Origin of the sequence: Kitasatospora sp. NPDC059648 (assembly GCF_042734825.1) — a bacterium.
GTDB lineage: Bacteria > Actinomycetota > Actinomycetes > Streptomycetales > Streptomycetaceae > Kitasatospora.
This window is the reverse complement of sequence record NZ_JBHWDU010000026.1, coordinates 20,973-35,686: the sequence shown is the minus strand read 5'-3', so window position 1 is coordinate 35,686 and position 14,714 is coordinate 20,973. Positions and strand designations below refer to the sequence as shown.

Genomic DNA, 14,714 nt, shown 5'->3' with positions numbered 1-14,714 from the left:
CACGGGTGGCGGAATCCCGGTGAGTGTAGCCGTTGCGGCCACCCCGGATGTTTCCTCGGATCCCCCTGCAACCTCCGCCCGTCCCACACGTCCATCACTACGGGGGCGGAGGAAACGGGGCCGGAGGCGGCTGCGAAGATCTCCGCGATCAGGACCTTGATCAGTGCCTGACGGTGACGGCTCGCAAGCCGTCGCCGTCCCGGGGGAAAGCGGAACCGTACATGTCCATGGCCATCGGGCCGTTCGCCGCGCCACGGCGGGGTCGAGGCGTCTCCGTCCGCGGAGCCCGCGGAGTGCTCGTCGCCCTGTTCGGTGCGCAGGAGGCCGGTGAGCCCGACCACCTGGTCACCACCGACCAGCAGGCGGCCCGGCGACGCTCCGGCTTCCGGCTGCTGCTCGGCGGCCGCAAGCCCGCGGAGGACCGGCCCACCCTGACCGACCTGTACCACGCCCACCGGCTGGGCCTGGTCCGGATGGCCGTCCTGCTGGTCGACCACCAGGACCTGGCCGAGGACGTCGTGCAGGAGGCCTTCACCCAGCTCTACCAGCGCCACGGCGAGCACCTGGACGACCTCGACAACGCGCTCGGGTACCTGCGGACCTCGGTGGTCAACGGCGCCCGCTCGATGCTGCGCCGTCGTAGGACCGCCCGGGAGTACGTGCCCCCGCACGAGGCCGACGCCCCCTCCGCCGAGGACCACGCCGTGCTCAACGACGAGCACCGCCGGGTGCTCGTCGCCCTGCAGGAGTTGACCCCCCGCCAGCGCGAGGTGCTGGTGTTGCGCTACTGGTCCGACATGTCGGAGGCGCAGATAGCCGAGACCCTGGGCCTGTCCCGGGGTGCCGTGAAGTCCACCGCCAGTCGCGCCCTGGACGCCTTGGAAAAGCACCTGGAGAAGGTTCGATGACCGACAAGCTCCCCCGCCCGGGCGGCGGTGACGACGACGGATCGGCCGGTAGCCCGATGGAACGGCTGCTCCGCGAGGCGATGAACGCCCGGACATCCCTGATCACCGCCCACGACCTGCGTCCGGCCGCGCCCCCGAGGACCAGGGTGCGACGGCTGCGCCCGGTGTACGCGGTCACCGTGCCGCTGCTCGGCCTCGCCGCCGCGGCGGCGATCGGCGTGGTCACGCTGCACGGCAGTCCGGTCGCCAAGCAGGACGTCCCCCCGCCCCCGGCCGCCGGCCTCACCGCCTCGCCCGGTCCGACGCCCACCCCGACCCCGAGCGCCGGCGCCGGTGCCACCCCGACCGGTGACGCGCGGACCGAAGGCCCGCTGGCCGACGTCACCCCGACGTCGAGCCGGTCGGCCACCGGAGCTCCGACCGGTCCGGCCACGCCGTACACCTTCCGCGGCGTCAAGCTGAAGGTGCCGGCCGGCTGGCGGGTCTCGCCCGCCGACCCGGCGGACTTCCACCTGTGCGTGCTCAGCCCGGGGGCCCCGCAGGGCGCCTCCGCGCAGAACTGCCAGCCGTACGGGGTGGACCTGGCGGTCTTCGACACCGAGTCGCCGGGCTGGCCGTCGACCGCCGACCTCGACGCGCAGAGCGGTTGGGGCCACCAGCCCAACTGCCCGATCTGGGGCGATCCCCATCCGCCCGCCGCGGGAGAGGCCGTCAGCAGTACGGGACCGACGAAGAGCACGCCCACCGTCTCCGGCCGTCCCGCGCTCAAGTCGCAGTGGCAGGTGACCTGCGGCCAGTCGCCCTTCACGGCGCAGATCTGGGCGCTGCCCAAGGACCAGGTGTTCGTCTCGGCGGTCGGCCTCAAGGAGGACTACCAGCCCGGGCTGCAGTCGATCGTCAACAGCCTCGACGTGAGCGGGCACGGCCAGGCTCCACAGGCGACGGCGGCGCCCGCCCGAGCGACGTCGCGGTCAGCATCGACGGCCTCGCGGCCGGCCAGCAGCTGCGGGTGGGGAGTGCGGTCGTCACCTTCTCGGTGACCTTCCGGAACGACGGCCGGAGCGCCTCCGGCCAGCTGGAGCCCCTGGTCTTCACGGACCGCTACGCGGGCACGCCGACCGTGCCCGGCCAGCAGCTGCCCAACGACGGCAAGCTGGAGCTGCAGACCGACAGCGGCTGGATCACGAAGCCGATGTCCCCGGCCGGCGACACGTCCTACGCCACGGCACGGGACTCGGAGCTGTTCTCGCTGGCCCCGGGGCAGAGCAGGAAGCTGACCTACCGGCTGACGATGGGGCCCAGGAGCGGGCCCGGCGACATGCCCTTGCGGGCGCAGGCCGTGCTCCCGTACCACGGTGGTGACCTGACCGTGGTCGCCCGCCAGGACATCGCGGTCAGGCTCGTCTGGTAGTGCGCCAAGGGCCCGGCCCCCGTCACCGGGAGGCCGGGCCCTCAGCGCTCGGCCGGCGTTCGGCCGGCACTCTGGTCATCGGTTCAGGCGAGCGAGGCCATCCACGCCTCGACGTCCTCGGAGCGGCGCGGCAGCCCCGCCGAGAGGTTCTCGTTGCCGTCCGCGGTGACCAGGATGTCGTCCTCGATCCGGACGCCGATGCCGCGGTACTCCTCCGGCACGGTCAGGTCGTCCTGCTGGAAGTACAGGCCGGGCTCGACGGTGAGCACCATGCCGGGCACCAGCAGGGCGTCGACGTGCTCCTCGCGGCGGGAGTGGGCGCAGTCGTGGACGTCCAGACCGAGCATGTGGCCGGTGCCGTGGAGGGTCCAGCGGCGCTGCAGGCCGAGCTCCAGGACCTTCTCGACGTCGTACGCCGAGGCGTCCAGCAGGCCCCAGGCGAGCAGCCGCTCGGCGAGGACGCGCTGCGAGGCGTCGTGGAAGTCGCGGAACCGGGCGCCCGGCCTGACCGCGGCGATGCCGGCCTCCTGCGCGTCGTACACCGCGTCGTAGATCCTGCGCTGCAGCTCGGTGAAGGAGCCGTTGATCGGCAGGGTGCGGGTGACGTCGGCGGTGTAGAGGGTGTGGGTCTCCACGCCCGCGTCCAGCAGCAGCAGCTCGCCGGGGCGCACGTCGCCGTCGTTGCGGACCCAGTGCAGCGTGGTGGCGTGCGGGCCGGCGGCGGCGATGGTGCCGTAGCCGACGTCGTTGCCCTCGACCCGGGCGCGGCGCCAGAAGGTGCCCTCGATCCAGCGCTCCGAGGTGGCGACGGCCTGGCCGAGCTCGCGGACGACGTCGGTGAAGCCGTTGACGGTGGCGTCGCAGGCGGCTCGCAGCTCGCCGATCTCCCACTCGTCCTTGACCAGCCGCAGGCCGCTCAGGAACTCCTTGAACTCGGCGTCCTTGTCGGCGTCCAGCACCTCGGCGAGCGCGGCCTCCAGGCCGGCGTCGTAGCCGCGGACGATCCGGGTCGGTACGGCGGAGCCCTTGGCGCGCTCGGCCAGCTCCTCGGCGGCCTTGCGGACGTCGCGGGCCGGCAGGCCGAGCAGCTGCTCCTGCTCGCTCAGGCTGTGCCGGCGGCCGACCCACAGCTCGCCGTAGCCGTCGAGCCAGAACTCGCCGTTCTCGCGGTCGGAGCGGGGCAGCAGGTAGAGCGTGAACTCGTGGCCGGCGTCGCCGGTCGGCTCGCCGACCAGCACCGCGTCCTCGGTCTGGTCACCGGTGAGGTGCACGTACTCGCTGGCGGCGCGGAAGCTGTAGTCGGTGTCGTTGGAACGCACCCGCAGGTTGCCCGCGGGGACGACCAGGCGCACGCCGGGGTGGGCGGCGGACAGCTTGGCACGGCGCTCGGCCGCGTACCCGGCCTGGGCGATCGGGGCGAGGCCGTGCAGCTCGGTGTCGGCCCAGCCGGACTTCATCGAGGCGGACAGCTCGTCCGAGATCTCGCCGTAGAGGCCGTTCTTGCGGCCCTTGAACTGCGGCGGCTCCTCGCCGCCCTCGGCCTCGGGATTCTCGGCCACCGCGGGGGTCCGGTCCTCGGTCACGTGCAACGCCTCCTTGGGGGTGGTACCGCCGCCCTCGGGGGAGGTGTCGGGTCGCGACACGCGCGGGCGGCCGTGCGTCCATGGTACGGACGCCCGGCCGCTCACCGGTCCGGGGTTCGCACGCCTGCTCGAACGCCTACTCGAAGCGGGCGGCCAGCAGCATCAGGTCGTCGGTGGCCGGGGCGGCGTCCGGGTCCGGGCAGACGGCCAGCAGGTGGGCGCAGAGCCGGTCCGGGTCGATCCGCACGTCGCGCGGGGCGTCGGCGGCGGCCCGGCGCAGGTTGGCCTGTCCGGCGTGCAGGGTCGGGCCGCAGTGGCGGGCCAGGCCCTCGGTGTAGAGCAGCAGGGTGTCGCCGCGCTCGGCGGTGAACTCGACCCCGGGGGCCTCCCAGCAGGCCAGCATGCCGAGCGGCGCGGAGAGCGAGGTCTCCACGAACTCGGCGCCGTGCCGGCCGACCAGGACCGGCGGGCAGTGCCCGGCCCCGGCCAGGGTGATCCGGCGCTCCTCGGGTTCGACCCAGGCGTAGACGGCGGTGGCGGTGCGGCTCGGCTCGGTGGTCTTGAGCAGCAGTTCCAGGTCGCCGAGGACGGAGACCGGGTCCTCGCCCTCCAGCACCGCGTACGCCCGCAGCGCGGCTCGGACCCGGCCCATCGCGGCGGCCGCGCCGGGGGCGGAGCCGGGGCCCGCGCCGGGGCCGTCGCCGGAGACCGAGCCGACGGTGAGGCCGACGGTGCCGTCCGGCAGCGGGATGGCGTCGTACCAGTCGCTGCCGCTGGAGCGGTCCAGGCCGGCCGGGACGACCCGGCCGGCCAGGCGCAGCCCGGCGGCCCGGGGGAGGTGGTCCGGCAGCAGGCCCCGGCGCAGCGCCTCGGTGGTGCGCCGGATGCGCTCGCACTCCAGCTGCCCGGCGAGCAGCGGCGCGGCGAACTCGCAGTAGCTCCGGGCCAGTTCGCGCTGGCGCCGGGTGGGTTCGGCGGGCCGGTCGTAGAACCAGACGGCGGCGGCGAGCGGGCCGTCCTCGACGGTGGCGAGCGGCAGGCCGACGGCGCCGCCGAGGCCGAGGTGGACGGCGAGTTCGCGCAGTCGGCCACCGACGGCGGGGTCCTCGGCGAGGTCGGGGGAGTGCAGTTCCTCGGGCCGGTCGTGCTCGCTCAGCAGCCGGGCCAGCAGGCTCTGTTCGGTCGGGACGGTCTCCAGGGCGCCGAGGCTGGCCCGGTCGAGGCCGAGGCCGACGGGCTGGCCGGGGCCGCCGTCGGGCGTCAGGGTGACCAGGACGCCGCGGCCGGCACCGAGCAGGGCGGCGCCGGAGGCGAGGACGGCGTCCAGGGTGGCGGCGAGTCCTCGGGCGCGGGCCAGGCGCGCGGTGTGCTCGTGCAGGCTGGTGATATCGGACAGGCGTCCGGCCAAACGGTCCTGCAGGGTGGCGGACGGTGCCGCGGGGCCGTCGTCCACGCCGTCGGCGGGTCCGAGCAGGTCGGGCGGGTCGAGGACGGTGAGGCCGCCTGCGCAGCCCGGTTCGCCCGGTTCGGCGGTCGTCGGCGACGGGTGGGACGCCGACGGGTGGGAGTTGGTCATGCCGCCACTCCTGACGCGGTGCTACGTGCCATGCGGAACCCCCAGATACGGCCAACGTGGAGCGAGCACGGCCAAAGGGCGTGTTTCGCCTCGATTCGCTACTACTCGTCATTGATCGACAGCAATGCCACCACTTCTACACAGGCCATTCGGGGCATGTCCAGATCCGGGCCGACGCGGTGGCCGGTTGCGCGGCTGCTCGACCCGGTCGGAGGGCGTGCGCGGTCCCTGCGCGCGCCGGTCGTGCCCGCAGGCATGGAGCGAGCCGGGAACGGGCAGAACGGAGGGGACGGACCGGGCGGCCGTGCGGATCGTATGTCCGCGCCGCCCGCGCTCCCGGCTGGCCGGAAGTCTCTCACTCGTACGGTGGAACCAAGCGTGCCCGGGCGGCGTCCATCCGGTCGCGTACGGGATTCTCGTTCCAGGGGCTGTTCCAGTGCGCGGCCCTTCTCATGTCGTGCTCCACACCGTGCTCCACGTCGTAGCCGCGCCGTCCGCCGTGCCGCCCGCCCCCGCTCCGCGCTTCTCCGGGGCCGTGCCGCCGCCGGCCCGTGCGGCGGGTTCCGACGGTCGTCGGTGGGGCGGAGCGAACCGAGCGGTCAGGGAAAGGAACGAGCGCCATGCGTGAGAATCCGGAGAGCCCGAAGAGCCGGTCGCAGTCGCAGGAGTCGTCCGCCCGGCTGGCCGCGGCCCTGACGGCCGCCGTCGAACACCGTTGGCCGGTGGTGCCGGGCACCGTGCTGTGCGGCGGCCGCTGTTCCTGCGGCGACCCGGACTGCCCGGCGCCCGGCGCCCACCCGCACGACCCCTCGCTGCTGGCCGCCACCACGGACGCCCGGATGGTGCGCTGGTGGTGGGAGCGGCAGAGCCCGGACGCGCCGGTGCTGGCCGCGACCGGCTCCGCGGTGTCGGCGGTCAGCCTGCCCGCGGCGGCCGGCGCCCGGGCACTGGTGTACCTGGGGGCGCTGCGGCTGCCGCTCGGGCCGGTGCTCGCGATGCCGGGCCGCTACGCGCTGCTGGTGGCCCCGTACTCGCTCGACGCGTTGGGGGAGATGCTCGCCCAACTCCCCTGGGTGCCGGGCTCGTTGCGCTACCACGGCCCGGGCGGCTTCCTGCCGCTGCCGCCCGGCGGCGGGGCCATGGACCCCCCGGCCGGAGGCTGGGGGAGGGTGCGCTGGGTGCTGGCGCCGCGGCCGGCCGTGGGTGGTGGGGTCGCCCTGCCGCAGGTCGGGCCGCTGCTGGGCGAGTTGGTGGAGGCGACGGTCCGGCTGGACAGCGGCCGCTCGGCGCACTGACGGACCGCCGGTGCGTGCCGGACTCCGGGCCCGGCGGTGCGGGGCGTTCCGGAAAAACAAAAGATCCGGCCGCTGGCGACGGGGGATGCACCAGCGGCCGGACTCTTTAGACAGTAACAAGGATCCGCGTCCGCGCCAATTTCCAAGGCGCCCTCCAGGCCAGGAAATTGCGACTTCGCGGCGACAATGTGACGCGTATCACCCGGATCCTGCGCGCTTTAGTTCAAGGTGACCTGACGGTTCACCAGGTTCGCGCGGGCACGCCGCTCGTCGGCGGTCAGCGGAGTGGCGTCGGCGAGGACGGCGGCGAGCCGCTCGCCGAACTCGGCGGCCGGCTTCTCGCAGTCGGCGGCGGTCATGGCGAGCGGGAGGTCCCACACCGGGACGGTCAGGCCGTGCGCGCGGAAGGAGCCGACCAGGCGGGTGTCCGGGCCGAGCGAGGCCTCGCCGGCCGCGTTCAGCCGGGCCAGCGCGTCCAGCAGCTGCTCCTCGGGCACGGTCATCACCCAGCGCAGGTGGTTCTTGTCCGGGGTGCCGCACCAGTAGGCGGCGTCGACGCTGTCGAGCTTCTCGGTCGGGATGGCCGAGGCGTTGGCGCGCTCCAGCGAGGCGGCGACCTCGCCGGTGGCGGTCTCGGCGTCCTCCAGCCAGAACTCGAAGCCGGTGTGCACGGTCGGCGTGAAGGGGGCGGTGGTGTCCAGCAGGTCCTGCAGGCGGCGGCCGCCGGGGACGGTCCGGCGGGCCGGGACGGGGCTGCCCGGCTCGGTGGCCAGGGCCAGCTCCAGGGCGTCCGCGAGGTCGCGGCTGAGGTCGCCGGAGGAGGACTGGGTCTGCAGGCCCAGCAGGATCGAGCCGTCCGGCCGGCGCAGGGCCGGCCAGGCGAGCGGCAGCACGGTCGCCAGGGTCACCGACGGGACGTCACCCCCGGCGGTCGGGGCCACCCCGGCGGCCAGCGTCAGCGGCACCGTGGCGGCGGGCACCAGCTCGCGCAGCGCCACCCAGTCGGCCTCGCCCGGCAGGCCCTCGAACGGGCGGTGCACCAGCTCCTGCACGGCGTGCGAGGCCTCCCGGCCGTGGCAGGCCTTGTAGCGGCGGCCCGAGCCGCAGGGGCAGTCCTCGCGGGCCCCGACCACGGGGATCTCGCCCGTGACGGTGGTGGTGGACTGGCGCTGCGGCGCCTTCTTGGCGGCCTTCTTGCCCATGGTGCGGCTCTCCCGGGGACGGTGGTCCTGTTCACCGGGAAGCCTACTGAGGTTCCCCCGGCGCGCGGGAACACGCCGGGGCGGGCGTCGTGGCCCGGCGGACGGGCCCTACGCGCTGCGGGCGTCGCCCCCGGTGCGCCGGGCGTGCCGGGCGCGGGCGGGCAGCGCCGCCCAGACCGTCACCTCGCCGGGCGCGTCGCGGACGCCCCAGTCGCTGGCCAGTTGGTCGACGATGCCCAGGCCGCGGCCGCCGCGCGAGGACAGCGAGGGACTGGCGGGCGCCGGCCGGGTGGCCGCGCCGCCGTCGGTGACCTCCAGGGTGAGCACGCCGTCCGCGTGCATCTGCCAGCGGACCAGCACCCCGCCGTCCGGCTCGGCCGGGCCGTCCTCGCGCTCCCGGCCGCCTGGCGCCGGATGCGTCCCGGAGGGGACGCCGACCAGCAGCTGGTCCACCACCTCGGCCCGGGCCCCTCGGCCCAGGGCCCGCAGCGGGCCGAGCGGACGGGCGTACCGACAGGCGTTGCTCAACAGTTCGGAAAGGATCAGTACAGCATCATCGATGACCGGTTCCGGTATCTGCCGGTCACCGAGATCTCGACGCAGTCGGCGCCGTGCGACCCCGACACTCGCTGGGCCGTGCGGCACTGCCATGGTCGATGAAGTAGGCACTTCACGCGCCACCATCAACGCCACCCCCGGACCTCCTTCAGCGTATGCCGAGGGATGGATGCCCCTTGGTAATGCGTCGGAAACGACCATCGGGGGATCCCGCGAGTCCATTTCGAGCGGCGCGACCCAGGGTCGCCGAGGGGCCATTCCGTGCTCACCCTCCGTCGCCCGCGCGCAGGAATTCCGGCAATACCGTGCGCGGAAGGTTTGACTGCCGACCAGAGTGATCGGGCCCCACCGGTACGGCGGCGGTTCCCGTCCGGGACCACCGCCCGGGTCACCGCCCGAGCTGCGCCAGCACCTCGGCGGGCCGGTTGGTGATGATCGCGGAGACGCCGAGCTCCAGGCAGAGCTCGACGTCGGCCGGTTCGTCCACCGTCCACACGTGCACCTCGTGGCCCAGCTCGCGCAGCCGGGGCACCAGCTGCGGCCTGGCCTTGATCAGCTCGATGCCCGGACCGGCGATCCGCGCCCCGCCCGGCAGCGGACGGCCCGGCCGCAGCTGGCCGAGAAGCGGCAGCATCCGTTCGATCAGGAACACCCGGCCGTACGCGGGCGCGGTGACGGCCACCCGGTCCAGCGCGATCGAGGAGAAGCTCATGATCCGGGCGGACGGGCGGTCGCCCTCCCGGGTCGCGCCGATCTTGAACCGCTCCAGCATCCGCAGCAGCTCGGCCTCCACCCGGCCGCGGAACCGCACCGGGTGCTTGGTCTCGATCGCCAGGTCCACCGGGCGGCCGCAGTCCACCACCAGCTCCAGCAGCCGCTCCAGCCGCAGCACGCCGCGCAACTCGGGATCGGTGCTGGGCTTCCCGGTCTTCCAGGCGCCGAAGTCGTACGCCTCCAGCTCGGCGAGGGTCATCGCGGAGACGGTGCCGCGGCCGTTGGAGACCCGGCCGATCCGGCGGTCGTGGACGCAGACCAGGTGGCCGTCGGCCGTCACCCGGACGTCGCACTCGACCGCGTCCGCGCCCTCGTCGAGCGCGCGCCGGTAGGCCGCGAGGGTGTGCTCGGGCAGTGCATGGGAGGAGCCGCGGTGGGCGATCACCTGGACGGAGGGCGTGGTGCGCGCCGCCGCCGGGGGCAGGTCTGGGCTGGTCACGGGGCCAACGATAGGGGGCGCAGGTGTCGCGGAGGCGAAGACGGTCCCAACCTGCGGGGCCGTCTCCGCCTCCGCGCTCCTCCGCGGTCCGCCGTCGCCTCAGGCCCGGGCGGTGCGGCGGGTCAGCGGGGTGAGCGCCCAGGTGGCCAGCGCCGGGACCAGGAAGGCGAACAGCGAGGCGGAGGTCCACTCCTGCGGGGTGAAGTGCAGCGCCTCCTGGGCGGAGGTCCAGAAGTCCACCCACCAGTCGGCCACCGCGGTCGGCGCGATGAACTGGTAGACGGCGAAGCCCAGCACCCACGGCAGCAGCATCGGCCAGCGGGACGGGGCCCGCTCGGAGAGGTCCCAGCCGTGCCGGCCGGCGCCGAAGAAGTAGTCCACCGCCAGCACCGCCAGCAGCGGCACGAACACCGAGCCGATCAGGCCGAGGAAGTTGCTGTAGGTGTCGGTGAACCGGTCGATCCGCAGCGCCAGCACGGTGGTCAGCACGCCGATCCCGCCGCTCAGCACCCGGCGGTCCACCCGCGGCAGCAGGTTCTGCAGCGACATCGCGGTCGAGTACACGTTGGCGAAGGACTGGTCGGTCTCGCGCAGCACCAGCACCAGCAGGAACAGCCAGCCGGCCCAGACGCCGAGGAAGGAGTCGAAGATCCGGCTCGGGTCGCCGTCGGACTGCAGCAGTGCCATCAGGCCGAGCACGTAGCACCAGACCTGGGCGACGGTGTAGCCGGAGAAGCTGCCCCAGAAGGAGGAGCGCGGGGTGCGCGAGTGCCGGGTGTAGTCGGCGGCCATCGGGACGAAGGAGATCGACACCGCGATCATCGCGTCGGTGGCGCCCAGGAAGCCGTGCCAGTTGCCCGCGCCCGGGTCCGGCACGCCCTGCCGGCCCAGCTGGATGGTGAAGTACACCATCGCGACCGCGACCGCCCCGGCCACGAAGCGGCGCAGCACCGCGATCGAGCCCAGCGGCCAGATCGTCAGCGCGGTGGTCAGCGCGCCCGCGAGCAGCACGAACAGCCAGCGGTAGCCGGCGGTGTGGGCGACGGTCTGCGCGCCCGCCGCGATGGTCAGCAGCTCGAACACGCCCCAGCCGATGCACTGGACGATGTTCAGCACCGTCGGCAGGTAGGAGAGCCGGGTGCCGAACAGCCCGCGCAGGTTGGCCATCGCCGGGGCGCCGGTCCGGGCGCCGATCAGCGCGGCCACGCCGAGCATCGCGGTGCCGACGGCCGTACCGGCCACGATCGCGGTCGCCGCGGCGGCCAGCGACAGCTCGCTGCCCTTCTCGCCGAGCACGGTCGCCGCGGTCGAGAAGCCGATCAGGCTGACGCCCAGGTTCATCCAGAGCGCGAAGTGGTCCCGGAAACGCAGGGTGCGCGGCGGCTCGGTGTCCAGCACCAGCGGCGCCTCCACCCGGTGGTCGAGCAGCGCGGTGGCCGTGGCCGAGACGGTGGGAAGAGCGGAGAAATCCTTGGACTCGGGCGCGCCCGAAGAAGAGGATGGCGAAGCAGGCGGCATGGCCGATACTCCCTACGCCGGCATTACCCGGACAGGTTCCGGCGGTCAGCGCCCCCTCGACGGTCAGCCTGTCGCTCGCCTGGCGTACCGTCGACATGCGCACTCTCAGCCTGGTGGGTCCAAGCTCCCGCGTGTCAGTTTGGAGCGACAGGCTAACCGGCACGGGTACGAACGCCAAAGGCCGCGGGGTGCGCGGTCCGCATCGCGGGATGCCGGCGGGGGTGGGGAGCCCCGGTCGTCGGTGGCGGCTAAGGATTCTTATGAGTTCTTCAGAGGGGTCCTTACGGCAATCGAATCGACGGTGCGAAAAACTATGGTCCTTGGTTCTGTCAGCTATGGAGGTCGTCCGTGAGCACCGAGCGCGAGGTTGGGCCCACCGGGCCGCAGGGGGAGCAGCCCGCCGGGGCCCAGGAGGCGGCAGGCGCCGCTTCCGACAGCACCGCTCAGGGCGGCCACAAGCCGACCATGGCGTTCAGGCGGGTTCCGGAGCCGGCAGCGGAGCCCGTGGCGCAGGCGCAGGCGGTGAGCGAGGCTCCGGCCGACGGCGCTCCGGTGGCCGACAGCGGCCACAAGCCGACCATGGCGTTCAGCCGGGTTCCGGAGCCGGCGGGCGAGCCGGTGGCCGACCCGACCGCGGCGGACGAGGCTCCGGCCGAGGGCGGGCACAAGCCCACCGTCGCCTTCACCAAGGTCCCCGCGCCGGAGGCCCCGGCCGCGCCGGCCGTCGAGGAGCCGGCCGTCGACCCGGTCACCGGTTACATCGACGCCCCGCCGCCGGTCCTGCCGCCCGCGCCGCCCGTCGCGCCCGCCTCGGTCCCGGCCGCCCCGGTCCCGGCCGCCCCGGCCGTGGCGGCGCAGGCCGCCGCTCCGGCCGCGCCCGCCGTGCCGCCGGGCACCAACCCGTACGCGACCCCGACCCACGGAGTGCCCGCCGCCGGTGTCCAGGAGCCGTACGGCGCCCCGGCCGCCGGTGTCCAGGACCCGTACGGCGTTCCGGCCGCCAACGCCCAGGAGCCGTACGGCGCCCCGGCTGCCGGCGGGCCCGCCACGCACGCCCACCACCCCTTCGGCGCCGGCCAGCCGCTCGGCGGCTGGGGCGTCCACGACGCCGCCTCCGGTGGCACGGGCCACCCGGGCGGGCCGGGCGGCCCGCTCGGCTACCCGGCCGACTACCCCGGCGGCCCGACCGGCCCCGGCGGTCCGCGCAAGAAGCGCGGCGGCCTGGTGGCCCTGCTCGCCGCCGTCGCGCTGGTCGCCGGTGTCGCGGGCGGCGCGATCGGCGTGGTCGCCACCGGCCACAACGACGGCAGCAGCTCGGCCGACGACCACCGCAGCACCACCGTCCAGGCCAGCAACACCCAGAAGAACGAGCCCGCCCCCGGTTCGATCGCCAGCATCGCGCAGAAGGCGCTGCCCAGCGTCGTCACCATCAAGGCGCAGGGCTCCCAGGAGTCGGGCACCGGCACCGGCTTCGTCTTCGACACCGAGGGCCACATCCTCACCAACAACCACGTCGTCGCGCCGACCCTCAACGGCGGCAAACTGACCGTCAAGTTCGCCGACGGCACGTCCTACAGCGCCTCGGTGCTGGGCCACGCCGAGGGCTACGACGTCGCCGTGGTCAAGATCGACAATCCGCCGAAGGCCAAGCTGGCCCCGCTGGCACTGGCCGACTCCGACAAGGTCAACGTCGGCGACGCCACGATCGCGATCGGCGCGCCGTACGGCCTGGAGTCCACCGTCACCAGCGGCATCGTCAGCGCCAAGGACCGCCCGGTCGCCTCCGGCGACGAGACCGGCTCGCAGGCCTCGTACATGAACGCCCTGCAGACCGACGCCTCGATCAACCCCGGCAACTCCGGCGGCCCGCTGCTCGACTCCAGCGGCGCGGTGATCGGCATCAACTCGGCGATCCAGTCCAACGCCTCCGCCAACGGCCGGGCCGGCAGCATCGGCCTGGGCTTCGCCATCCCGATCAACCAGGCCAAGTGGGTCGCGGACACCCTGATCAAGACCGGCAAGCCGGTCTACGCCAAGCTCGACGTGCTGCGCAACGACGACTACAAGGGCGACGGCGCCCAGATCCAGACCCGCGACGTCCAGGGCCAGCCGGCCGTCACCCCCGGCGGCGCGGCCGACAAGGCCGGCCTCAAGCCGGGCGACGTCATCACCAAGCTCGGCGGTGCCCCGATCGAGAACGGCCCCGCCCTGGTCAGCCGGATCTGGACGCACAAGCCCGGCGAGACCGTGGACGTCGAGTACACCCGCAACGGCCAGACCATGACCACCAAGGTCACGCTGGGCCAGCGGGACGGCGACCAGTGACCCCCGGGCACGCCGAATCGTGTGCACCGAACCCCGCCGGACCCGTTAGGCTGACCTCCGCCTGGAGAGCTGCCCGAGCGGCCTAAGGGAACAGTCTTGAAAACTGTCGTGGCGTGACCCGTCACCGTGGGTTCGAATCCCACGCTCTCCGCCGGTAGGAGAACCACCTGCTCAGGGCGGGTGCCGACATCGAGTCGGCACCCGCCCTCGGTGTTTTCCGGAGCGGATCGGCGGCCGGGCTTGCCCCTGACACCGTGGGAGGCCGTGGAGTGGAAGCACCATGTTGAACATCGGAGACTTCGCCAGCCACGGCCGGGTGTCGGTGCGGATGCTGCGCCACTACGACGCGATCGGACTGCTCAGGCCCGCCCGGGTCGACCCGGTCACCGGCTACCGCTCCTACGAGGCCGGCCAACTCGCCAGGCTGAACCGGGTGATCGCGCTCAAGGAGCTCGGCTTCACGCTGCAGCAGGTGCGGGCCGTCCTGGACGAACAGCCGGACGCCGCCGAACTGCGGGGGATGCTGCGCCTGCGGCGGGCCCAACTCGCAGCGGCGATCGTCGCGGACGAACAGCGGCTGGCCCGGGTGGAGGCGAGGCTCCGAACGATCGAGAGCGAGGGGAACATGTCCGAGCACGATGTCGTGGTGAAGCCCGTGCCGTCCGTCAGGGTGGCCCAACTGACCGGTGTGGCGGCGAGTTACCAGCCCGAGGACATCACGCCGGTGATCGGCCCGCTGTTCGCGGAGCTGTGCCGCCGGGTCGCCGGGGCCGGGATCGAGCTGGTCGGTCCGTCCGTCGCCCGCTACGAGGACGCGCCGGAGGGCGACGGCTCGGTGCTCATCCGGGCCGCCGTGCAGGTCGCGCACTCGGTTCCGGGCGGCCGGGACGACTTCGAGGTGGTCGACCTGCCGCCGATCGAGGAGGCGGCGACCGTCGTCCACCGCGGCTCGATGGACGCGGCGATGGGCAGCTTCCAGGCACTCGCCCGCTTCATCGACGAGAACGGCTACCGCTCGGCCGGCTACGCCCGCGAGCTCTACCTGGAGGCCCCGGACGACGTGGCCGACTGGGTCGTCGAGCTCCAGGAGCCGGTGGTCCGCCGGTAGGGCCTGCACTGGCCGGG

The 14,714-nt window shown here is 73.9% G+C and carries 12 protein-coding genes, 1 tRNA gene and 1 riboswitch; of the genes, 7 read left to right on the top strand and 6 right to left on the bottom strand.

The features are described from left to right. The first annotated feature begins 221 nt into the window (after positions 1-221). Genes ACFV1W_RS17855 through ACFV1W_RS17845 form a run of 3 tightly spaced genes read left to right on the top strand, consistent with a single transcriptional unit; the run spans position 222 to position 2,319 of the window. Positions 222-908, top strand: a complete 687-nt coding sequence (locus tag ACFV1W_RS17855; protein WP_380417563.1) for an RNA polymerase sigma factor — start codon at positions 222-224, stop codon at positions 906-908. Next, on the top strand, positions 905-1,948 hold the full coding sequence (locus ACFV1W_RS17850) for a hypothetical protein (RefSeq protein ID WP_380417561.1): 1,044 nt from the start codon (positions 905-907) through the stop codon (positions 1,946-1,948). The genes ACFV1W_RS17855 and ACFV1W_RS17850 overlap by 4 nt, the downstream gene beginning before the upstream one ends. Continuing rightward, on the top strand, positions 1,945-2,319 hold the full coding sequence (locus ACFV1W_RS17845) for a hypothetical protein (RefSeq protein WP_380417559.1): 375 nt from the start codon (positions 1,945-1,947) through the stop codon (positions 2,317-2,319). Before ACFV1W_RS17850 ends, ACFV1W_RS17845 begins: the two co-directional genes overlap by 4 nt. 83 nt (positions 2,320-2,402) lie before the next feature. Here the strand turns inward: ACFV1W_RS17845 and ACFV1W_RS17840 are convergent, their stop codons facing one another. Together ACFV1W_RS17840 and ACFV1W_RS17835 are read right to left on the bottom strand one after the other, a co-directional pair. Continuing rightward, on the bottom strand, positions 2,403-3,902 hold the full coding sequence (locus tag ACFV1W_RS17840; protein ID WP_380417557.1) for an aminopeptidase P family protein: 1,500 nt from the start codon (positions 3,900-3,902) through the stop codon (positions 2,403-2,405). Positions 3,903-4,038: 136 nt separating this feature from the next. Beyond that, a complete protein-coding gene (locus ACFV1W_RS17835; RefSeq protein WP_380417555.1) occupies positions 4,039-5,478 on the bottom strand; it encodes a PP2C family protein-serine/threonine phosphatase in 1,440 nt (479 codons plus the stop codon). Between the two features lie 620 nt (positions 5,479-6,098). On the opposite strand from ACFV1W_RS17835, the gene ACFV1W_RS17830 reads away from it, so the two are divergent. Next, positions 6,099-6,773, top strand: a complete 675-nt coding sequence (locus ACFV1W_RS17830) for a bifunctional DNA primase/polymerase (protein WP_380417553.1) — start codon at positions 6,099-6,101, stop codon at positions 6,771-6,773. 218 nt (positions 6,774-6,991) lie between these two features. On the opposite strand, the gene ACFV1W_RS17825 is transcribed toward ACFV1W_RS17830, so the two are convergent. From ACFV1W_RS17825 to ACFV1W_RS17810, 4 genes are all read right to left on the bottom strand, one after another. Continuing rightward, positions 6,992-7,975 (bottom strand): DUF5926 family protein, encoded by a 984-nt coding sequence (locus tag ACFV1W_RS17825; protein ID WP_380417551.1) that lies wholly within the window; start codon positions 7,973-7,975, stop codon positions 6,992-6,994. Between the two features lie 108 nt (positions 7,976-8,083). Then, positions 8,084-8,626, bottom strand: coding sequence for an ATP-binding protein (locus ACFV1W_RS17820; protein ID WP_380417549.1), 543 nt, complete (start codon positions 8,624-8,626; stop codon positions 8,084-8,086). A gap of 295 nt (positions 8,627-8,921) precedes the next feature. Continuing rightward, positions 8,922-9,746: a glycerophosphodiester phosphodiesterase gene (locus ACFV1W_RS17815; RefSeq protein ID WP_380417548.1), complete on the bottom strand. Its 825-nt coding sequence runs from the start codon at positions 9,744-9,746 to the stop codon at positions 8,922-8,924. A gap of 99 nt (positions 9,747-9,845) precedes the next feature. Next, complete coding sequence (locus ACFV1W_RS17810; protein WP_380417546.1) at positions 9,846-11,264, bottom strand: purine-cytosine permease family protein; 1,419 nt, start codon at positions 11,262-11,264, stop codon at positions 9,846-9,848. Next, positions 11,257-11,405: riboswitch (TPP riboswitch) on the bottom strand. (Overlaps the previous gene by 8 nt.) A gap of 207 nt (positions 11,406-11,612) precedes the next feature. Here ACFV1W_RS17810 and ACFV1W_RS17805 point away from each other — a divergent pair. The 3 genes from ACFV1W_RS17805 (at position 11,613) to ACFV1W_RS17795 (ending at position 14,697) form a co-directional block, all read left to right on the top strand. Next, entirely contained in the window at positions 11,613-13,589 is a 1,977-nt protein-coding gene (locus ACFV1W_RS17805) for a trypsin-like peptidase domain-containing protein (protein ID WP_380417544.1), read from the top strand. Positions 13,590-13,652: 63 nt separating this feature from the next. Continuing rightward, positions 13,653-13,740 (top strand) — tRNA-Ser (locus ACFV1W_RS17800). A 129-nt stretch (positions 13,741-13,869) separates the two neighbouring features. Further along, positions 13,870-14,697, top strand: coding sequence for a MerR family transcriptional regulator (locus tag ACFV1W_RS17795; RefSeq protein ID WP_380417542.1), 828 nt, complete (start codon positions 13,870-13,872; stop codon positions 14,695-14,697). The last annotated feature ends 17 nt before the right edge of the window (positions 14,698-14,714 follow it).

What these genes read in the sequence shown, in the direction of transcription:
- ACFV1W_RS17855 (WP_380417563.1), top strand. Translation starts at nt 222, where the DNA reads ATGTCCATGGCCATCGGGCCGTTCGCCGCGCCACGGCGGGGTCGAGGC.
- ACFV1W_RS17850 (WP_380417561.1), top strand. Translation starts at nt 905, where the DNA reads ATGACCGACAAGCTCCCCCGCCCGGGCGGCGGTGACGACGACGGATCG.
- ACFV1W_RS17835 (WP_380417555.1), bottom strand. Translation starts at nt 5,478, where the DNA reads ATGACCAACTCCCACCCGTCGGCGTCCCACCCGTCGCCGACGACCGCC.
- ACFV1W_RS17830 (WP_380417553.1), top strand. Translation starts at nt 6,099, where the DNA reads ATGCGTGAGAATCCGGAGAGCCCGAAGAGCCGGTCGCAGTCGCAGGAG.
- ACFV1W_RS17825 (WP_380417551.1), bottom strand. Translation starts at nt 7,975, where the DNA reads ATGGGCAAGAAGGCCGCCAAGAAGGCGCCGCAGCGCCAGTCCACCACC.
- ACFV1W_RS17820 (WP_380417549.1), bottom strand. Translation starts at nt 8,626, where the DNA reads ATGGCAGTGCCGCACGGCCCAGCGAGTGTCGGGGTCGCACGGCGCCGA.
- ACFV1W_RS17810 (WP_380417546.1), bottom strand. Translation starts at nt 11,264, where the DNA reads ATGCCGCCTGCTTCGCCATCCTCTTCTTCGGGCGCGCCCGAGTCCAAG.
- ACFV1W_RS17795 (WP_380417542.1), top strand. Translation starts at nt 13,870, where the DNA reads ATGTTGAACATCGGAGACTTCGCCAGCCACGGCCGGGTGTCGGTGCGG.